The following is a 19745-nucleotide window of genomic DNA, read 5'->3' as shown; positions in this document are numbered from 1 at the left end:
CAATCGCGGGCCTTTCTCTATCTATTTGCGCTCTTCAAGCCGCAAATGCGACGTATCTGGCGGGGGGCCTGACGGGGGTGTTTTCTGCTGTCCCATGTCGCTGCCTACGGGCGCCAGGCTGAGAGTGGAGAAGTCGTAGCGTGGCGCCGTCGATTGTGGCTTGGCATCCTGAAGGTCGGCGCCAACCGGCGCGATACCGAAGTCCGGTGCGTCCACACCGACGAAAGCAGCCATGTATTCATCACGCGGCACCACCTTCAAACGACCAGGCGATGCAGCCTGCTGCGCGGCGTTGGGCGCTGGGACCGGCTGAACCTGCGGTTCGGGTTCGGGCGGCGGAGCCAGTTCCACCTCTTCTATTTCCGGTTCCATGGATGCCACTTCGACCAGCGCACCGGCGCGCTCCAGGGTCGAGCGATATTTTTCGGCAGCGGCTTCATCCAGGTTGTTCTTGAGAATCACGCGCCGACCAGAGAACAGCATGGCAACGCGTTGGGCATCGGCCTGGAAAAGCCTGGCCAGATTGGCCTGCACCACTTCCCTTTGCGCCCCTGGTACCAGCTTTCCGGAAAAGGCGATCTCATAACGCCCCATTGGTCACACTCCTGTCCGAATTGTCTTGCAGTATGGCGCAGCTTTTTTTCCCCCCACAACTGGTTGCGGCCGAGCAGTTGCTTGTTACACTGGAGCGTCACTTGGAGTATTGCAATGTTTTCCCAGGCGCAAACGATAAGAATTCTCAGCCTACTGTTTTTCTTCGCCCTCCCATTTTCGGGCCTCAGTGGATGCTCCACCTGGATCAGCGACAGCTTCCAGGACCCCGACGTGCGCCTTCTCAAGGTGGACGTGGTACGCGCCAAACTGCTGGAACAACAGTTCGTGCTGCGTTTTCGCATAGACAACCCCAACGACGTCAGCCTGCCAGTGCGCGGCTTGGTCTACACCGTTCACCTCAATGAAGTGAAGCTGGCATCCGGCGAATCCAGTACCTGGTTCACCGTACCCGCCCATGGCAGCCAGACCTTCGAAGTACCGGTGCGCACCAACCTGTGGCGACACATGAAGTACATCGTGAAGCTGCTGGAAAAGCCCGACGAGCCCATCAAGTACCGCCTGCAAGGCGAAGTTAAGACTGGATTGATGTTCGGCAAGAGCGTGCACCTGAGCCGCAATGGCGAGATAATCCCCGGCAGTTACATCCCGGAGTAGTACCTTCATGAGCCAAGAACCCCACGTACATGGTCCGAACTGCAACCACGACCATGATCACGACCACCATCACGGCCACGTCCACGGCCCGCACTGCAATCACGGCCACCAGGAGCCGGTGCGCAACCCGCTGAAGGAAGTGGGCCGCAACGATCCCTGCCCCTGCGGCAGCCAGAAAAAGTTCAAGAAGTGCCACGGCGCCTGACGTTGCTGACACTCACCAGGCCCGCCAAGTGCGGGCCTTTTCGTTTCCGGACCAAGCCTACGCCCCAGGAGCCTTGTCGATGATCGACCTCTACTACTGGACCACGCCCAACGGCCACAAGATCAGCCTGTTCCTCGAGGAAGCCGGCCTGCCCTATCGACTCCATCCGATCAATATCGGCAGGGACGAGCAGTTCCAGCCGCACTTCCTGAAGATCTCGCCGAACAACCGCATCCCGGCCATCGTCGACCACGAACCAGCAGATGGCGCCGAGCCGCTGTCGCTGTTCGAATCCGGCGCCATTCTGCTCTACCTGGCCGAGAAGACCGGCCGCTTCATTCCCAAGGACCTGCGTGGCCGCCAGGAATGCCTGCAATGGCTGTTTTGGCAAATGGGTGGGCTCGGGCCGATGGCCGGGCAGAACCATCACTTCAACCGTTTCGCCCCGGAGAAGCTGCCCTACGCCATCCAGCGCTACATGAAGGAAACCGCCCGCCTCTATGGCGTGCTGGACAAGCGATTAGCCGACCGCGCCTACGTGGCCGGCAGCGAGTACAGCATCGCCGACATGGCCATCTATCCCTGGATCGACCGCCACCCCTGGCAGGAACAGAACCTCGACGACTTCCCCAACCTCAAGCGTTGGTATCTGGATATCCAGGCGCGCCCGGCGACCATCCGCGCCTATGCACTAGTGGAACAGGTGAATCCGGGTAACGTGAAAAAGTAGGGCGGGCGGTGCTTGCACGGCGCGGGGCGGCTCACTAACGTAGCGCGTTTGATCCGATGCCCCTCTCAGGAGAGCCCGTTCCATGGCTTCGCCAGCCTTCAAGCGCTTCCTCCCCCGGTTCTGCGTTGCCGCCGCCGCTGGCGCCATGATCGGTCTCAGTGGCTGCCAGTCCTGGCTGGACAGCCGCTACTCGGACAGCCTGCCGCCCACCTCCGGCTTCCAGCCGGTAAAAGGCCTCGCGCAGAGCGTGTCGATCCGCCGCAACCCGCTGGGCATGCCGCTGATTGAAACCACCACCTTCCACGACGCGCTGTTCACCCTCGGCTACGTCCACGCTTCCGATCGCCTCAGCCAGATGGTTGGCCTGCGCCTGATGGCCGAAGGCCGCCTCGCGGAACTGGCCGGACCCGGCGTGCTGGAAATCGACCGGTTCATGCGCGCCGTGAACCTGCGCAAGAGTGCCGACATCCTCTACAAGAACTCCTCGCCCCGCCTGAAGGAGTTCTTCGCGGTCTACGCCCGCGGCGTCAACGCTTATCTCTATCGCTACCGCGACAAACTGCCGATGGACCTGGCCGAGTCCGGCTACAAACCGGCCTACTGGAAGCCCGAGGACTCGGCGCTGGTCTTCACCCTGCTGAACTTTGGCCTGGCGGTGAACCTGCAGGAGGAAATCGCCTCCCTGGTCCTGGCGCAGAAGGTCGGCGCCGACAAGCTGGCCTGGCTCACCCCCATCTATCCCGACGAACCGCTGCCGTTCGAGGAAGCCGAGAAGCTCAAGGGCCTGCAACTGGGCGGCCAGATTCCTGGCCTGACTGCGCTGGATGATGCCGCCAACCAGATCGCCTCGCTCGACATGCTTGGCGTCGCCGCCTCGAACAACTGGGCCATCGCACCGCAGAAGAGCCGCACCGGCCGCAGCATCCTGGCCAATGACACCCACCTGCCCATCTCCATGCCTTCGGTCTGGAACTTCGTGCAGATCCGCTCGCCGAAGTTCCAGGCCGCCGGTGTCTCCATCGCCGGTGTACCGGCCGTGGTCGCCGGCTACAACGGCAAGCTGGCCTGGGGCATGACCATGGTCATGGGCGACAACCAGGATCTGTTCCTCGAGAAGATCAAGCGCGAAGGCAGCCGTCTTTACTACCAGGCCAACGGCAAGTGGGTGCCTGCCAGCGAGCGCATGGAGACCTTCTTCGTCAAAGGCGAACGCCCGGTACGCGAAGTAATCTACGAAACCCGCCACGGCCCACTGCTGAACTCGGTGCTTGGCCAGCGCAAGCACCCGCTCCAGCCCATGGAAATCAAGAGCGGCTATGGCATCGCCCTGCAGACCAGCCAGTTTGAAGCCGACCAGTCCCTGGACGCCTTCTTTGCCCTGTCCCGCGCACAGTCAGTGGACCAAGCCCACGAGGCCACCCGCTCCATCCGTGCAACGGGCCTGAACATCCTCTACGCCGATGACAAGCACATCGCCTGGCAGGTGACCGGCCGCTACCCGAACCGCCGCGAAGGCCGTGGCCTGCTGCCTTCCCCAGGCTGGGACGGCCGCTACGACTGGGACGGCTACGCCGACCCGATGCTCCATCCTTACGACCAGGACCCGGCTCAGGGCTGGCTCGGCACCGCCAACCACCGCACCGTGCAGGGCGGCTACGGCGTGCAGCTGTCCAACTCCTGGTACTACCCGGAGCGCGCCGAGCGCATCGCCGAACTGGCTGGCGGCAGCGGCAAGCACGACTGGCAGAGCATGATCACCATGCAGTACGACCAGACCAGCCCATTCCCGGCCAAGCTCAAGACCATGCTGCAGGACCCCGGCATGGCCCAGCCGCTCAAACAGGCCATCAATGCCCTGCCGCCCACCGACCGGGCCAAGGCCCAGGAAGGCCTCGACCGTCTGCTGTCGTTCGACGGCCGCCTCAGTCCGACGTCGGCCGACGCCGCCTACTACGGCGCCTTCCTCCACGAAAGCGCGCGGCAGATCTTCCTCGACGAACTGGGCCCGGAGAGCAACCCGGCCTGGCGCGCCCTGGTGCAGACCGCCGACCTGTCCTATTCAGCCCAGGCTGATCACCTGCTGGGGCGCGTCGACAGCCCGTTCTGGGACGATGTGAACACCCCGCAGAAGGAAGACAAGCCAGCCATCCTCGCGCGCAGCCTGGCCGCCGCCGTCAGCTACGCCGAAGGCCGCCTGGGAGCGGACCGCAAGGCCTGGCAATGGGGCAAGCTGCACACCTATGAGTGGGTCACCGACAGCACCCAGCTGGCGCCGTACATGAGCGCCAGCCAGCGCAGCGGCCTCAACGCCCTGAAGGGCTATCTGGATCGCGGCCCCTACCCGGCCGGCGGTGACCACACCACCCTCAACGTCTCGGCCTACCACTGGGGCGAAGACTTCGATACCTGGCTGATTCCGGCCATGCGCATCATCGTCGACTTCGGCCAGCCCGAGCCCATGATCGGTGTGAACAGCTCCGGCCAGTCCGGCAACCCGGCCAGCCCGCACTATGCCGACGGCATCGATGCCTGGCTGAAGGCGCGCTACGTGAAGTTCCCCTTCCAGCCGCAGAACCTCGATGCCGTCTATGGCACCAAGCGCCTGATGCTGACCCCGCAAAAATGATCGGCAAGCGGTGGAACTTCCCACCGCCCCATCGCTCTGATCTGGTGGACTTACTCCATAGATCACATTTCAAGGCACCCTCGGGTGCCTTTTCTTTTGCCCGGCATTCCGCATGGGAGGTAGTGCCCGCAATCTTGCGTAACACCCGCCGGTGCCGCATCCTGCGCCCTTTCCACGGTTTGCCCGGAGCCCCGAGAACCGACCATGCCCGACAGCGCCTTTTCCGGCCGCATCATTCAGAACCTGCTGGACACCGACTTCTACAAGCTGACGATGATGCAGGCGGTGCTGCACAACTATCCCAACGCAGAAGTCGAGTGGGAGTTCCGCTGCCGCAACGATGAAGACCTGACGCCCTACCTCGCGGAAATCCGCTTCCAGATCGAGCAACTGGCGGACATCTCCATCACTCCTGACCAACTGAACTTCCTCGAGCGCATCCCCTTCATCAAGCCGGACTTCACCCGTTTCCTCAGCCTGTTCCGCTTCAACCTGCGCTACCTGCAACTGGGTATCGACAACGGCCAGATCTGCGTCCGCCTGCGCGGCCCCTGGCTGCACGTGATCCTCTTCGAGATTCCGTTACTGGCGATCATCAGCGAAGTCCGCAACCGTTACCGCTATCGCGACGTCAAGTTGACCCAGGCCCGCGAAAGGCTCTATCGCAAGCTCGACTGGCTCAAGGCCAATGCCAGTGACGAGGAACTCAGCGGATTCCAGCTGGCGGACTTCGGTACCCGCCGGCGCTTCTCCTATAAGGTCCAGGAAGAAGTCGTGCACATCCTCAAGCGCGACTTCCCCGGCCGTTTCGTCGGCACCAGCAACGTGCACCTGGCCCGCGAGTACGACATCAAGCCCATCGGCACTATGGCCCACGAATGGCTGATGGCCCATCAGCAACTCGGCCCGCGACTGATCGACAGCCAGATCGCCGCGCTCGACTGTTGGGTCCGCGAGTACCGGGGCCTGCTGGGCATCGCACTGACCGACTGCATCAACATGCAGGCCTTCCTCAACGACTTCGACCTGTACTTCGCCAAGCTCTTCGACGGCCTGCGCCACGACTCCGGCGACCCGCTGCAATGGGCGGAAAGAGCCATCCGGCATTACCAGAATCTGGGCATAGACCCACAGACCAAGACCCTCGTATTCTCCGACGGCCTCGACATGCCCCGCGCACTCGCGCTCTACCGCGCCCTGCGCGGGCGCATCCAGGTCAGCTTCGGCATAGGCACGAACCTGACCTGCGATATCCCGGGGGTCGAGCCCATGAACATCGTGATCAAGATGACAGCCTGCAACGGCCAACCGGTGGCGAAGATTTCCGATGAGCCGGGCAAGACCCAATGCCGCGACGAAAATTTCGTCACCTACCTGAAACACGTTTTCCGCGTCACCGACGCCCAGTAAGGACTCCGCACATGAGCAACCGCCAGCAAGAAATCGCCAAAGCCCTGGATGTTGTCCCGCCCTTCGCCGACGAAGCAGCCCTGGTGGCCGAAGTCGAACGCCGCAAGAGCTTCATCAAGGACTGCCTGCGCAAGTCCGGCCTGAAGGTCCTGGTGCTGGGCATCAGCGGCGGCGTCGATTCCACCACCGCCGGCCGCCTGGCCCAACTCAGCGTCGAGGAGTTGCGTGCCGAGACGGGTGATGCCGGCTACCGTTTCATCGCCGTGCGCCTGCCCTACAACGTCCAGCACGACGAGGCGGATGCGCAGGTGGCGATGAACTTCATTCGTGCCGACGAAGAAGAAACCGTGAACATTGCGGACAGCGTGATCGGGCTGTCCGAGCAGGTTACCCACCTGAACCACCTCACCGACGCGCGCCGCGACTTCGTCACCGGCAACATCAAGGCGCGCATCCGCATGGTGGCCCAGTTCGCCATCGCCAACGCAAACAATGGCCTGGTGATCGGTACCGACCACGCAGCCGAGGCGGTGATGGGCTTCTTCACCAAGTTCGGCGATGGTGCCTGCGACCTCGCCCCCCTCTCCGGTCTGGTAAAGAACCAGGTACGCAGCATTGCCCGTCATTTGGGCGCACCGGAAAGCGCGGTCCACAAAGTGCCCACCGCCGACCTGGAAGAACTGCGCCCCGGCAAGCCCGATGAAGAAGCTCACGGGGTGACCTACATCGAGATCGACGCTTTCCTGCACGGTCAGCAAGTCAGCCCCGAAGCCTACGCCACCATCGTTCGCACCTACGACAACACCCAGCACAAGCGCATCCTGCCGCTGGTGCCCTGAACCTCAGACCACCGGTACCGGTGGTGGCTCATCAGGAATGGTGGGCTCGCCCGGCTCATGGGGCTGACTCGGCTCGTCGGGCTGTCCCGGATCGCCGGGCCCTTCCTCGTGCAACGGGTCGCGACCGGCCAGTAGTTCGCGCAGGACAGTCCCCAGCAGGAAGCTGGACTCCGGCGACAGTGTCTCTATGAGCTTTTCGATGTGCATCCCGGATTCCTCCGTGGTAGGGAGTTCCCTGGATAGAGCCCCACCCTCCGCCAGGCATTCAAGCTTTCCGACCTGCGGACACCGGGCACAAAAAAACCGGGCATCGAGCCCGGTTCTTTCATTGCCCATTGGCCTCAGGCCTTGGGCAAGGTAACCCCGGTCTGGCCTTGGTACTTGCCGCCACGGTCCTTGTAAGAGACCTCACACGCCTCGTCCGACTGCAGGAACAGCATCTGCGCCACGCCTTCGTGAGCATAGATTTTCGCCGGCAGGTTGGTGGTGTTGGAGAACTCCAGGGTCACGTGGCCTTCCCACTCGGGTTCCAGCGGGGTCACGTTGACGATGATGCCGCAGCGGGCATAGGTGCTCTTGCCCAGGCAGATGGTCAGCACATCACGGGGAATGCGGAAGTATTCCACAGTGCGGGCCAGCGCGAAGGAGTTCGGCGGAATGATGCAGACGTCGCTGTTGATGTCGACGAAGCTCTTCTCGTCGAAGTTCTTCGGGTCGACCACGGCGGAATGGATGTTGGTGAACACCTTGAATTCGCCGGCGCAGCGCACGTCATAGCCGTAGCTGGAAACGCCGTAGGAAATCACCCGGCTATCGTCCGCACCGCGAATCTGGCGCTCGACGAACGGCTCGATCATGCCGTGCTCCAGCGCCATGCGGCGAATCCACTTATCCGATTTGATGGTCATGGCGGGCGTCCTGTCAGGGGCTGAAAATTTGACGGCGAATCTTACAGCCCGGCGAAAGCCTCGGCAAAGGCCCCGCCGGATGGTCGGAGCGTCAGTCGTCGCTGATAGTGATGTTCGGCATGGCGGTGGCAGCCTGGTCGGACAGCGCAATGCGCGCCCCAACGCAGCGGGCCGCCTGCTGGTAGATCATCGCGATCTGGCTTTCCGGGTCAGCGATGGTGGTGGGTTTGCCACCATCGGACTGCATGCGGATGGCCATGGACAGCGGCAGCGACGCCAGCAGATCCACGCCGTACTGGGCCGCCAGCTTCTCGCCGCCGCCCTCGCCGAACAGGTGCTCGGCGTGTCCGCAGTTGGAGCAGATGTGCACAGCCATGTTTTCCACGACCCCGAGTACCGGGATGTTCACCTTGCGGAACATCTCCACACCCTTCTTGGCATCCAGTAGCGCCAGGTCCTGGGGGGTGGTGACGATCACCGCGCCGGCCACCGGCACCTTCTGCGCCAGGGTCAGCTGGATGTCGCCGGTGCCCGGTGGCATGTCCACAACCAGGTAGTCCAGGTCTTCCCAGGCGGTCTGGGTGATCAGCTGGATAAGCGCGCCTGAGACCATCGGACCGCGCCACACCACAGGGGTGTTGTCGTCGGTCAGGAACGCCATGGACATCACCTGCACGCCATGAGCTTCCACCGGCACGAAGAACTTCTGGTCGCGAACCTTCGGCCGAGTACCTTCGGGAATGCCGAACATGATGCCCTGGCTGGGGCCATAGATATCGGCATCGAGAATGCCCACCCGCGCGCCTTCGCGTGCCAGCGCCAGCGCCAGGTTGGCGGCGGTGGTGGACTTGCCCACGCCGCCCTTGCCGGAGGCCACGGCGATGATGTTCTTCACGTTGGCCAGCGCCGGCACCTGCTCCTGAGCCTTGTGCGCCTCGATGACGCAATCCACCTGGACCTCGGCGCGGTCGACGCCAGCCAGGTTCTCCAGGGCCATTTTCAGCATCTGTGCCCAACCGGACTTGAACAGCCCGGCGGCATAACCCAGCTCCAGGCGCACGCGGACGTTGCCGCCCTGGATATCGACTTCGCGCAGGCAGCCGGCGCTGACCGGGTCCTGGTCGAGGTGGGGATCGGTGAACTGGCGCAGGGTGGCTTCGACCTGGGCGCGGGAAAGGCTACTCATCGCATGACTCCGGAAAGACCGAGCAAATCAGGCGGCTATCCTACCCGACCACCTCACCGCTGGGTCGCCCACGGGTGAAAAAATCGCGCCGGGCCTATATAGTTGCCGACTTCCCTTTTGTTTCGTATCCGGTAGCCGAGCACCATGACCGAGCCCCGCAAGATTCTTGTGACAAGCGCCCTTCCCTATGCCAACGGGTCCATCCACCTCGGGCATATGGTTGAGTACATCCAGACCGATATCTGGGTGCGCTTCCAGAAGATGCGTGGCAACCAGGCTGTCTACGTCTGCGCTGACGACGCCCACGGCTCGGCCATCATGCTGCGCGCCGAAAAGGAAGGCATCACTTCCGAGCAGCTGATCGACAACGTGCGCGCCGAGCACACCACCGACTTCGCCGACTTCCTGGTGGACTTCGACAATTACCACTCCACCCATTCGGAGGAGAACCGCGCGCTGTCCAGCAGCATTTATACCAAGCTGCGCGACGCCGGCCACATCGCCACCCGTCCGGTGACCCAGTACTTCGACCCGGACAAGCAGATGTTCCTGGCAGACCGATTCATCAAGGGCACCTGCCCGAAATGCGCGGCCGACGACCAGTACGGCGACAACTGCGAAGTGTGCGGTGCGACCTACTCGCCTACCGAACTGAAGAACCCGAAGTCCGCCATTTCCGGCGCCACTCCGGTGCTGAAAGAGTCCCTGCACTACTTCTTCAAGCTGCCGGACTTCGACGCCATGCTGAAGGAGTGGACCCGCAGCGGCGCCCTGCAGGATTCGGTGGCCAACAAGATCGCCGAATGGCTGGACGCTGGCCTGCAGGAGTGGGACATCAGCCGTGACGCGCCTTACTTCGGCTTCGAGATCCCGGACGCCCCCGGCAAGTACTTCTATGTCTGGCTGGACGCCCCGATCGGCTACATGGCGAGCTTCCAGAACCTCTGCGCGCGCCGCCCGGAACTGGACTTCGACGCCTTCTGGAACAAGGACTCCAACGCCGAGCTGTACCACTTCATCGGCAAGGACATCGTCAACTTCCACGCCCTGTTCTGGCCCGCCATGCTCGAAGGCGCCGGTTACCGCAAGCCGACCGCGCTGAACGTGCACGGCTACCTGACCGTGAATGGCCAGAAGATGTCCAAGTCCCGCGGCACCTTCATCAAGGCACGCACCTACCTGGATCACCTGCAGCCGGAATACCTGCGCTATTACTACGCGTCCAAGCTGAGCCGCAGCGTCGACGACCTCGACCTGAACCTCGAGGACTTCGTGCAGAAGGTCAACTCCGACCTGGTGGGCAAGGTGGTCAATATCGCCAGCCGCTGCGCCGGCTTTATCCACAAGGGCAATGCCGGCAAGCTGGTAGCCGAGAACGCCGCGCCCGAGCTGTTCACCGAGTTCGCTGCCGCCGCACCGAGCATCACCGAAGCCTACGAGAACCGTGACTTCGCCCGCGCCATGCGCGAAATCATGGCCCTGGCCGACCGCGCCAATGCCTGGATCGCCGACAAGGCGCCCTGGGCCCTGGCCAAGCAGGAAGGCAAGCAAGCCGAAGTGCAGGCCGTATGCGCCGCAGGCGTCAACCTGTTCCGCCAGCTGGTGATCTTCCTCAAGCCCGTGCTGCCGCAACTGGCCGTCGCTGCCGAGCAATTCCTCAATGTCGCCCCGCTGGCCTGGGATGACCATAAGACGCTGCTCGCCGACCACCAACTGAACCCGTTCAACCCGCTGATGACCCGCATCGAGCCTGCGAAGATCGAAGCCATGGTCGCCGCCTCCAAGGAAGACCTGGCGGCCGCCTCGGCGCCCAAGGGCAATGGCGAACTGACGAAGGACCCGCTGGCGGCGGAAATCGCCTTCGACACCTTCGCCGCCGTCGACCTGCGCATCGCGCTGATCGAGAAGGCCGAGTTCGTCGAAGGCGCTGACAAGCTGCTGCGCCTGACCCTGGATATCGGCGATGCCAAGCGCAACGTCTTCTCCGGCATCAAGAGCGCCTACCCGGACCCGAGCAAGCTGGAAGGCCGCCTCACCCTGTACGTCGCCAACCTGGCGGCGCGCAAGATGAAGTTCGGCGTCTCCGAAGGCATGGTCCTGGCCGCCGGCCCCGGAGGCGAGGAAATCTACCTGCTCAGCCCGGACAGCGGCGCCAAGCCCGGTCAGCGCGTCAAGTAACACCACAAGCTCCAAAAAAAATGCCCGCTCCTGCGGGCATTTTTGTTCAGGAGCACCGGCAATCCACTCTCGCACCGGATACGTTGGAAGCGAGGCCCATCGCTGGCTTCAGCCCGCCAACCGAATTCGCATGGTCCTGAGCTAGCCTTGTAACAGAGCCCGGCCCTCACGGCCGTGCCCCTGTACCGCTCCGACTGCATTCCGGATAATACGCGGCCCCTTTTTCAGCCTGGCGACGCTACGTCCCTATGACCGACTTCATCTTCGCCCTGCTCGGTGCAGCGCTGGTCAACAACCTCATCCTCGGCCTGCCCCTTGGCGCCGACAGCCTGCGCCAGTCGCGCAGCCGGGCGCTGGCCCTGGCGGGTGGCGCGCTGATCGCCGTGGCTACCCCGATTGCCTGGCTGCTCGACCAGTTCGTCCTGGTTCCTTTGGAGCTGGGCGCGCTACGTCTGTTCATCTTCCTGCCTTTGCTCGCCCCGCTCGCCTGGCTCTGCCTCGAAGGCGTCGGCCGCGCTTGCCCTAGCCTGCCTCGCGAGGGGCTCTGGCCGCTGTTGCTGGCGAACGGTGCAGCACTGGGCGCCATGCTCATCGGCAGTGAGAGCGGCTTTGGAGTGGCTATCGGCCTGGGCCTCGGCGGAGGCCTGGGATTCTGGTTGGTGCTGACCCTGCTGGACGATCTGCTGCAGCAAGTGGATGAAACGAAGGTGCCGGCCGCGTTCCGTGGTACGCCCATGCTGCTGGTCTGCGCCGGCCTGATGGGCCTGGCCTTCCTGGGATTCAATGGCATGGGGGCGCAATGAGCCAGGCCAGCCTGATCCAGAGCATCGACGCCCTGCTGCCACAAACCCAGTGCGGCAAGTGTGGTCACCCCGGGTGCAAGCCCTACGCCGAAGGCATCGCCCAGGGCGAGGCAATCAACAAGTGCCCCCCCGGCGGCAGCGCCACCATTCATGCCCTGGCCGACCTGCTGAAGGTCCAGCCCCTTCCGCTGGATGCACCCAACGGCCCGGTTCCGCCGCAGATCGCGTTCATCCGCGAGGCGGAATGCATTGGCTGCACCAAGTGCATCCAGGCCTGCCCGGTGGACGCCATCGTCGGCGCCGCCAAGCAGATGCACACCGTCATCACGGATGAATGCACCGGCTGCGAACTCTGTGTGGCGCCCTGTCCCGTGGACTGCATCGACATCCTGCCCCTGGCCGAACCTGCCGCAAGCGCCCAGCGCCAGCACGCCGACCAGTTCCGTCAGCGTTTCGAGTTTCGCAACGCACGACTTGCCCGTGACGACGCTCGTCGCCGGGCTGAACGCGAAGCCCGTGCCGCCCGAGCCGCAGAGGCCCAGCAGAGCACTGCCGCTGCGCCGCTGGACGCGGTGCAGGCTGCCATCGAACGGGTGAAGGCCCAGAAGGCCGCCACCCCGAGTCTCAGCGACCAGCAGAAGCGCCTGAAGATCGAAGCTGCCATGGCTCAGGTGGCGCTGAAGAAGGCCGAAGACAAGCTGGAGGTTTATGGCACTTCCGACTTGCAGGCTCTGGTCGTCGAATTACGTGCCGCCAACGAGAAGGCCCAGGCCGCACTCAAGGCAGCCTTGGAAGACGCCGCTCCGCAGGCAGACGAAGCCACCCTCAAGCAGGCGAAAATCGCCGCTGCAATGAGCCGCACCCAGTTGGCGAGGGCCGAGAAAGCCTTCGGCGAATCCCCCACTGAGGATCAGCAGGCCCAACTGGTCGAACTGCGTGCGGCCGTGGAGCAGGCTCAACAACGACTGGATGCAGCCCATGGCTCGCCAGCCGCACCCGCCCCCATCAGCGAAGGCGAGGCCCGCCTCAAGCAGGCCAAGATTGCCCTTGCCAGCCACCGAGCGGCGCTCAAGAGCGCCGAGCATCGGGGCGCGAACGCGGCCGAACTGGCGTCCTTGCGCCTGGCACTCGCCGATGCTGAAACCGCCCTGCACACCGCCGAAGACGCTTCGGGCAAGCAACCACCGAATTTGCAGCGTATCGAGAAGCGCCCGGTTGACCCAGCCATGCGCGCCATCAAGACCGAGTTGGCTTATGCCCGCGCCGACCTCAGCAAGCTGGAACGCCAGCCCGATGCCGACCCGGCGGCACTGGCCCAGGCCCGCGAGCGCCTGCATAAGGCTGAGCAAGCACTAAATGAACAACCCAGACCGTAGCCCTTGTAGGAGCGTGCTTGCTCGCGAACAGATGTGGAACTGCATTCTTCGCGAGCAAGCTCGCTCCTACGATTTCTTGCAGGTCCGCTCATGACGACCCGCCCGGCCTTCGACCCGCGCCCCAGCATGCAACTGGTGCTGGTCGCTTGCCTGCCGGGCCTGCTCGCCCTGTTCTGGCAATACGGCTGGGGCAGCCTCCTGCAATTGATGATCGCCATCCCGGTCGCCCTGATCTGTGAAGCTGTAGTACGTCGCCAGCTCCGGCAGCCCGCCACGCCCGAAACCTCACTGTTCAACCAGCCGCTGCTGGGCGAGGGCAGCGCCTTGGTCAGCGCCACGCTGCTGGCACTTGCCCTGCCGCCCTATTCGCCCTGGTGGCTTACCGCCTGCGCCTGTGCCTTTGCCCTGCTGTTCGGCAAGGCACTGTTCGGCGGTTTTGGCCAGAACCCCTTCAACCCGGCCATGCTCGGCTACGCCCTGGTGCTGGTGGCCTTCCCGGCACACCTCAACCAATGGCCCGCGCCGGGCCAGCACCCCGGCCTGGGTGAATCCCTGCAGCAGGTGTTGGGCTTCGGCGGCGGACTGGTGGATGGCTGGAGCCAGGCCACCGCGCTGGACAGCCTCAAGCACAACAACCGCCTGACCATCGACGAGCTCTTCGCCGGTCACCACGCGTTCGGCAGCTTTGGTGGGCGCGGCACGGAATGGGTCAATCTGGCGTTCCTGCTGGGTGGCCTGTTCCTGCTGCAACGCCAGGTGATTCGCTGGCACGCGCCAGTGGGCCTGCTGGCAGGTCTCTTCGTGATCAGCCTGCTGTGCTGGAACGGCTCCGGCTCGGACTCCAATGGTTCACCCCTGTTCCACCTGTTCAGCGGCGCGACGATGCTCGGTGCGTTCTTCATTGCCACCGAACCCGTATCCGGCGCCGGTAGTGATCGCGCGCGACTGTTGTTCGGCGTAGGCGCCGGCGTCCTGGTGTATGCGATCCGTACCTGGGGTGGCTATGCGGACGGCATGGCCTTCGCCATCCTGCTGATGAACCTGGTCGTGCCGACCCTCGACCGCCTCGCCGCGCGTGGCCAGGAGACGCAGCCATGAACGGGCGCAGCCTGGCATTGCTGGCCGCACTGGCGGGACTTGGCCTGGCCGTAGTGGTCGTCACCAGCCAACTGCTCGATGGCCGCATAGCGGCCGAACGCCGCTCCGCCGACGAGCGTGCCCTGCTCGATCTGCTTCCCCCTGGCAGCTACGACAACCATCCACTGGCCCAACCCATCACCCTGCCCGCCAGCGAACTGCTGGGTGACCCGGCGCCAACCCAGGCCTGGCTCGCTACTCGCGAAGGCACTCCGGTAGCCGTTCTGCTGCCGGCCACCGCCAAAGGATACGAGGGGCCGATCCGCCTGCTGCTGGCCATACGCCCGGACGGACGCCTGCTGGCCACCAAGGTCCTCGACCACCGGGAAACCGCGGGAATAGGTGACCGAATCGAACCCGCCCGCAGCAGCTGGCTGCAAATCTTCGCCGACGCCTCCCTGGCCAGCCATCCAGAAGCGGAATGGCGAGTCGAGGCCGACAAGGGCGAGTTCGACCAGATTGCCGGCGCCACCATCACTTCCCGCGCCGTAGTCAGCGCCATCCAGCACGCGCTGCAGTACTTCGATGGCCATCGCCAATTGCTGCTCGGGAGCCCATCGCCATGAACGCCCGACAACTCGGATTGATGGGCCTGGCCTTGCTGACAGGTGCCACCGACCTGCTGATCAAAGGGCTGGGGCTCGCCTTGGCCGGATTGCCTGTCCTTGCGGTATTTGGCCTGCTCCTGCCGTTGCTGCGGCGCCATCTGCAAGACACCGGCTACTGGTTCGGCGCGATGCTGCTGGCCGCCCTGCTGACGAGCCTGGCCAGTCTGCTGTTGCAGGCCGGCGCCTTCGAGCTGCATCGCGCCCTCGGCCCCTACCTCTACCTGCTGGTACTGCCGTGCCTGCAACTCGCCGCAATGGATTCCACGGCCGCCGGCGGCCTGCGCGCGGGGCTCGTCTTCACGTTGCTCGCCCTGCTGCTGGGCACCCTGCGGGAAGCCCTCGGACATGCCAGTCTGTTCGCCCACTTCGACTGGCTGCTGGGGCCGGTCGCGCTCGGCTGGCGCTTGCAGTTCGGCGCCGATGGCATTCCCCTGTTCGCCCTCGCACCTGGCGCCTTTATCCTGCTCGGCACACTAATGGCCCTCTGGCGCCAACTGACCACGAAGACCGCTGACTCCTGATGAACGCCGCCAAACGCTACGAAATCTTCCGCCGCCTCCACGACGACGACCCCAACCCCACCACCGAACTGGCCTACAGCACGCCGTTCGAGTTGCTGATCGCGGTCATCCTTTCCGCCCAGTCGACCGATGTCGGTGTGAACAAGGCCACGGCGAAGCTGTACCCGGTGGCCAATACCCCGGAAGCCATCCATGCCCTGGGTGTGGAAGGCCTGTCGGAGTACATCAAGACCATCGGCCTGTACAACAGCAAGGCAAAGAACGTCATCGAGACGTGCCGCATCCTCGTCGAGAAGCACGGCAGCCAGGTGCCGGACAACCGCGAGGACCTCGAGGCCCTGCCCGGCGTGGGCCGCAAGACGGCCAACGTGGTGCTCAATACCGCCTTCCGCCAACCCGCCATGGCCGTGGACACGCACATCTTCCGAGTCAGCAATCGCACCGGCATCGCCCCCGGTAAAAACGTGCTGGAAGTCGAGAAAAAGCTGCTGAAATTCGTGCCAAAAGAATTCCTGCTGGATGCCCACCACTGGCTGATCCTGCACGGCCGCTATGTCTGCGTGGCCCGCAAACCGCGCTGTGGCGCATGCCGTATAGAGGACCTGTGCGAATACAAGGCGAAGACGTCCGACGATTGATGTCCTATTGATTCACTCAGGTATCTGATTGAAAAAATCTTTTTTACCGGCTCTGGCTTTGTGGTTATAAGGTGCGCCAATAGCGCCCCGCATTGTGGAGTGAACCTTATGACCACTGCCAAAGAAGAAATCGAACTCGAAGAGGAATTCGTCTCCGAGGAATCCGACGATTCGGAAGCCCCGGCCGAAACCGCGAAGACCAACCTGACCAAGCGCCGCATCATCGACAACTACCTCGAAGAACGCCGCCTGCAGAAACAGCTCTCCGACTACGACTTCGACCTGTAAGTGGCGCCTTGCCTGAAAAGCCCCGCAAATGCGGGGCTTTTTGTTGGTGCAGCGGATCGACCTTCGGTCCAGGAGCCTTGTAGGAGCTAGCTTGCTAGCGAAAAGGGGCCATTCGCTGGCAAGCCAGCTCATACGGGCAATGGAGCTACCTGCAACATTCAGTGCAGACAGGCCGACCCCAAGCGCTATCAGCTCAGGGGACCAGCCAGACAAAAAGAAGCCGGCACAAGGCCGGCTTTATAAGGACGCACAACAAATCGGTCAGCGCAGCTTTTCCATCATCTGGTAGTACCACATGCCTACCGCCAGCATGTGATTGCCGAGGCGCTCGCTCAGCGGCACCCGGATATGCTGGCACTGGGCGAAGGTGTCGAACTTCTCCAGGCTGCCGCTCATGGCATTGGCCATGACCTCACCCATGATGTGGGTGGTCGCCACGCCGTGGCCGGAGTAGCCCTGGCAGTACCAGACGTTCTTCGACAGCTTGCCCAGCTGCGGGATGCGGTTCATCACGATGCCCATGGCGCAGCTCCACTTGAAGTCGATCTCCACGCCCTTGAGTTTCGGGAACGTGCGCTCGATGCAGGGGCGCAGCTCTGCGGCGATATCGCGGGAGTCGCGGCCGGAGTAGTTGGCACCACCGCCGAACAGCAGGCGACCATCGCCCGTCATGCGGTAGTAGTCGAGCACGAAGCGGCAGTCGTACACGGCCAGGTCCTGCGGGTTGAGTTCCTTGGCCAGGTCGCCCAGGGGTTTGGTGGTAACGATCCCGCCCATGGCCGGGAAGATCATGCCCTTGAGCTTCTTGCGCTCCAGCTTGTGGTAGACGTCCCCTGCCAGCAGGATTTGCTGGGCGTTGATCCGGCCACGGCTGGTGACCACCGCCGGGCGGTCGCCGTGGATGATGTCCTGCACCTCGGAATGCTCGAAGATCAGCGCGCCCAGACTGGCAGCGGCCTTGGCTTCGCCGATGCACAGGTTCAGCGGATGCAGGTGCATGTTGCGGGTGTTCTTGATGGCGCCGACGTACAGATTGGAATCCAGGTGTTCGCGCACGCCGGCCGCATCCAGCAGGGTCACGTCGTCCGCCATGCCACGGCGCACCGCTTCGTCATAGGAAGCCTTCAGCTCGTCCATGTGCGAGGCCTTCATCGCGGCATGCAGGTGGCCATGCTTCAGGTCGCACTGGATGCCGTACTTCGCCACGCGGCTCTTGATGATTTCGTGACCACGCCAGCGCAGATACCAGATGAAGTCGTCCACATCCTTGCCGAGGAACTTGCTCATCTGCTTGCGCATGGCCGCATCGCCGGAAAGGCTGCCAGTCACCTGGCCGCCGTTGCGGCCGGTGGCGCCCCAGCCAATCTTGTGGGTCTCCACCAGGGCGACCTTGTAGCCGCGCTCCGCCATTTCCACTGCCGTGGCTACACCGGTGAAGCCGCCACCAATAATGGCGACGTCGACATTCACTTCACCTTCGAGCGTGGGGTACGCGGTCTCCTCGTTGAGGGTCGCGGAGTAATAGGAAGGCGCGCGCTCGGCGGCGGGCAGCGGATGTTTGATTGCAGCGGTCATGGGTGGATCCTTCTTGGCCACAGGGGCCTTCAATTCCGGGGAGCGATTCGCGAATGAATTCGCTCCCACAAACAGAAACGGACGGTCGTTCTCCGGCTCAGGCCTGGTTCAGGTACCAGCGCCAGTCCTGCTCACCAACTTCGGACATGAACTGGCGGTACTCGGCGCGTTTCACGGCCAGATAGACGCCGAGGAAGGCGGTACCGAACGCGTCGCGTGCCCAGCTGGAGCGCTCCAGGGCACACAGTGAAGTCAGCCAGTCGGTGGGCAGCAGCTCCTTGGCCTGGGCGTAACCGTTGCCCTCGATCGGATTACCCGGATCGATGTTCTCGCGGATACCGCGGTGGATACCGGCAAGGATGGCCGCGGCCGCCAGGTACGGGTTTGCGTCGGCCCCGCAGATGCGGTGCTCGATATGCCGGCTGTTGGCCGGGCCTCCCGGCACACGCAGGCTCACAGTGCGGTTATCCACACCCCAGGTCGGCGCCAGCGGTGCGTAGCTATTGGCCTGGAAGCGGCGATAGGAGTTGGCGTTGGGGCAGAACAGCAGTAGCGAATCCAGCAGGCTCTTGAGCATGCCCCCCACGGACTGGCGCAGCAGCGGGGTGCCGGCGGGGTCTTCGCTGGCGAACAGGTTGCGGCCTTCGGCGTCGGCGAGGCTCACATGCATGTGCATGCCGGTGCCGGCGATCTCGGCAAAGGGCTTGGCCATGAAGCAGGCCTGCATGCCGTGGGCGTGGGCAACGCCCTTGACCAGGCGCTTGTAACGCACCGCCTGATCCATGGCTTGCAGCGCATCGCCATGTTCCAGGGTGATTTCCACCTGGCCCGGAGCATATTCGGAGATCGCGGTGCGCGCCGGGATGCCTTGAGCCTTGCAGGCGGCATAGAGATCGGCGAGGAACGGCTCGATCTGTTCCAGCTCACGCAGACCATAGACCTGGGTGCCACGCGGGCGGTGGCCATCGGCATCCAGCGCCGGCTGCGGACGGCCGTCAGCGTCGCGCTTCTGGTCCAGCAGGTAGAACTCCAGCTCGCAGGCCATTACCGGGTGGAAGCCATCGGCCTTGAGGCGATCGATCACTTCCACCAGCACATGACGCGGGTCCGCGATGGCGGCGGGCATGCCCTCTTGCGGGTGCATGCTGACCTGCACGGCGGCGGTGGGCATCTTGCGCCAGGGCATGCGAACCAGGCTGCCGGCCAGCGGATAGGCGCGGCAATCGATATCGCCCACATCCCACACCAGGCCGGAGTTTTCCACATCCTCGCCATGCATGGTCAGGCCCAGGATAGTGCTGGGTAACGGACGGCCGGTTTCGTAAACGGCCAGGAGCTCGTCGCGATGCAGCAGCTTGCCGCGAGGCACGCCATTGGCGTCGAGGATGAAGAGTTCGAATGCGTCGATGTCCGGATTCTGTTCGAGGAAATCCCGGGCTTCCTGCACGCTGGCAAATGTCATGTCGCTCTCTTTAGTGCCCATGGGCACGCAAACTGGCCCTCACCGG

Annotated in this window: 20 protein-coding genes; 14 read left to right on the top strand and 6 right to left on the bottom strand. The window is 63.7% G+C overall.

Going from position 1 to position 19745, the window contains the following annotated elements; translation table 11 throughout:
- Positions 1-21: 21 nt before the first annotated feature.
- Positions 22-594: a hypothetical protein gene (locus D6Z43_RS00605; protein ID WP_120649791.1), complete on the bottom strand. Its 573-nt coding sequence runs from the start codon at positions 592-594 to the stop codon at positions 22-24.
- A 114-nt stretch (positions 595-708) separates the two neighbouring features.
- Between D6Z43_RS00605 and D6Z43_RS00600 the strand changes: the two genes are divergently transcribed.
- The 6 genes from D6Z43_RS00600 to nadE all read left to right on the top strand — a co-directional run bounded on the left by D6Z43_RS00600 (position 709) and on the right by nadE (position 7019).
- Entirely contained in the window at positions 709-1209 is a 501-nt protein-coding gene (locus tag D6Z43_RS00600) for an LEA type 2 family protein (RefSeq protein WP_120649790.1), read from the top strand.
- Between the two features lie 7 nt (positions 1210-1216).
- Positions 1217-1414, top strand: a complete 198-nt coding sequence (locus D6Z43_RS00595; RefSeq protein WP_120649789.1) for an SEC-C metal-binding domain-containing protein — start codon at positions 1217-1219, stop codon at positions 1412-1414.
- A 79-nt stretch (positions 1415-1493) separates the two neighbouring features.
- Positions 1494-2144: a glutathione binding-like protein gene (locus tag D6Z43_RS00590; RefSeq protein WP_120649788.1), complete on the top strand. Its 651-nt coding sequence runs from the start codon at positions 1494-1496 to the stop codon at positions 2142-2144.
- An 82-nt stretch (positions 2145-2226) separates the two neighbouring features.
- Entirely contained in the window at positions 2227-4770 is a 2544-nt protein-coding gene (locus D6Z43_RS00585; protein ID WP_120649787.1) for a penicillin acylase family protein, read from the top strand.
- A 204-nt stretch (positions 4771-4974) separates the two neighbouring features.
- Positions 4975-6180 carry a nicotinate phosphoribosyltransferase gene (pncB, locus tag D6Z43_RS00580; RefSeq protein ID WP_120649786.1) on the top strand — a complete coding sequence of 402 codons (1206 nt, stop codon included), beginning with the start codon at positions 4975-4977 and terminating at the stop codon, positions 6178-6180.
- An 11-nt stretch (positions 6181-6191) separates the two neighbouring features.
- Complete coding sequence (gene nadE, locus D6Z43_RS00575) at positions 6192-7019, top strand: ammonia-dependent NAD(+) synthetase (protein ID WP_120649785.1); 828 nt, start codon at positions 6192-6194, stop codon at positions 7017-7019.
- Positions 7020-7022: 3 nt separating this feature from the next.
- Here the strand turns inward: nadE and D6Z43_RS00570 are convergent, their stop codons facing one another.
- The 3 genes from D6Z43_RS00570 to apbC form a co-directional block, all read right to left on the bottom strand.
- Entirely contained in the window at positions 7023-7226 is a 204-nt protein-coding gene (locus tag D6Z43_RS00570) for a hypothetical protein (RefSeq protein WP_120649784.1), read from the bottom strand.
- Positions 7227-7360: 134 nt separating this feature from the next.
- A complete protein-coding gene (gene dcd, locus D6Z43_RS00565) occupies positions 7361-7927 on the bottom strand; it encodes a dCTP deaminase (RefSeq protein ID WP_120649783.1) in 567 nt (188 codons plus the stop codon).
- A 91-nt stretch (positions 7928-8018) separates the two neighbouring features.
- Complete coding sequence (gene apbC, locus D6Z43_RS00560; protein WP_120649782.1) at positions 8019-9113, bottom strand: iron-sulfur cluster carrier protein ApbC; 1095 nt, start codon at positions 9111-9113, stop codon at positions 8019-8021.
- A gap of 144 nt (positions 9114-9257) precedes the next feature.
- Here apbC and metG point away from each other — a divergent pair, with 144 nt between their 5' ends.
- The 8 genes from metG (at position 9258) to D6Z43_RS00520 (ending at position 16662) form a co-directional block, all read left to right on the top strand.
- Positions 9258-11291 (top strand): methionine--tRNA ligase, encoded by a 2034-nt coding sequence (gene metG / locus D6Z43_RS00555; protein ID WP_120649781.1) that lies wholly within the window; start codon positions 9258-9260, stop codon positions 11289-11291.
- Positions 11292-11539: 248 nt separating this feature from the next.
- Positions 11540-12094, top strand: coding sequence for an Rnf-Nqr domain containing protein (locus D6Z43_RS00550; protein ID WP_120649780.1), 555 nt, complete (start codon positions 11540-11542; stop codon positions 12092-12094).
- Positions 12091-13470, top strand: coding sequence for an electron transport complex subunit RsxB (rsxB, locus tag D6Z43_RS00545; protein ID WP_120649779.1), 1380 nt, complete (start codon positions 12091-12093; stop codon positions 13468-13470). The genes D6Z43_RS00550 and rsxB overlap by 4 nt, the downstream gene beginning before the upstream one ends.
- A 90-nt stretch (positions 13471-13560) precedes the next feature.
- On the top strand, positions 13561-14568 hold the full coding sequence (locus D6Z43_RS00540; protein WP_120649778.1) for an RnfABCDGE type electron transport complex subunit D: 1008 nt from the start codon (positions 13561-13563) through the stop codon (positions 14566-14568).
- Positions 14565-15173 carry an RnfABCDGE type electron transport complex subunit G gene (locus D6Z43_RS00535; RefSeq protein ID WP_120649777.1) on the top strand — a complete coding sequence of 203 codons (609 nt, stop codon included), beginning with the start codon at positions 14565-14567 and terminating at the stop codon, positions 15171-15173. The genes D6Z43_RS00540 and D6Z43_RS00535 overlap by 4 nt, the downstream gene beginning before the upstream one ends.
- Positions 15170-15736 (top strand): Rnf-Nqr domain containing protein, encoded by a 567-nt coding sequence (locus D6Z43_RS00530; RefSeq protein ID WP_120649776.1) that lies wholly within the window; start codon positions 15170-15172, stop codon positions 15734-15736. Before D6Z43_RS00535 ends, D6Z43_RS00530 begins: the two co-directional genes overlap by 4 nt.
- Positions 15736-16374 (top strand): endonuclease III, encoded by a 639-nt coding sequence (gene nth / locus D6Z43_RS00525; protein WP_120649775.1) that lies wholly within the window; start codon positions 15736-15738, stop codon positions 16372-16374. The genes D6Z43_RS00530 and nth overlap by 1 nt, the downstream gene beginning before the upstream one ends.
- Positions 16375-16482: 108 nt before the next feature.
- Complete coding sequence (locus D6Z43_RS00520; protein ID WP_077527797.1) at positions 16483-16662, top strand: PA3496 family putative envelope integrity protein; 180 nt, start codon at positions 16483-16485, stop codon at positions 16660-16662.
- Positions 16663-16923: 261 nt separating this feature from the next.
- Here D6Z43_RS00520 and D6Z43_RS00515 read toward each other — a convergent pair whose 3' ends face one another.
- A complete protein-coding gene (locus tag D6Z43_RS00515; protein WP_120649774.1) occupies positions 16924-18237 on the bottom strand; it encodes an FAD-binding oxidoreductase in 1314 nt (437 codons plus the stop codon).
- A 97-nt stretch (positions 18238-18334) separates the two neighbouring features.
- Positions 18335-19699, bottom strand: a complete 1365-nt coding sequence (locus D6Z43_RS00510) for a glutamine synthetase family protein (protein WP_120649773.1) — start codon at positions 19697-19699, stop codon at positions 18335-18337.
- Positions 19700-19745: the final 46 nt, after the last annotated feature.

This window comes from Pseudomonas sp. DY-1 (genome assembly GCF_003626975.1).
Lineage (GTDB): Bacteria > Pseudomonadota > Gammaproteobacteria > Pseudomonadales > Pseudomonadaceae > Metapseudomonas.
The sequence above is the reverse complement of the archived record's forward strand: the minus strand, read 5'-3'. Positions and strand labels throughout refer to the sequence as shown.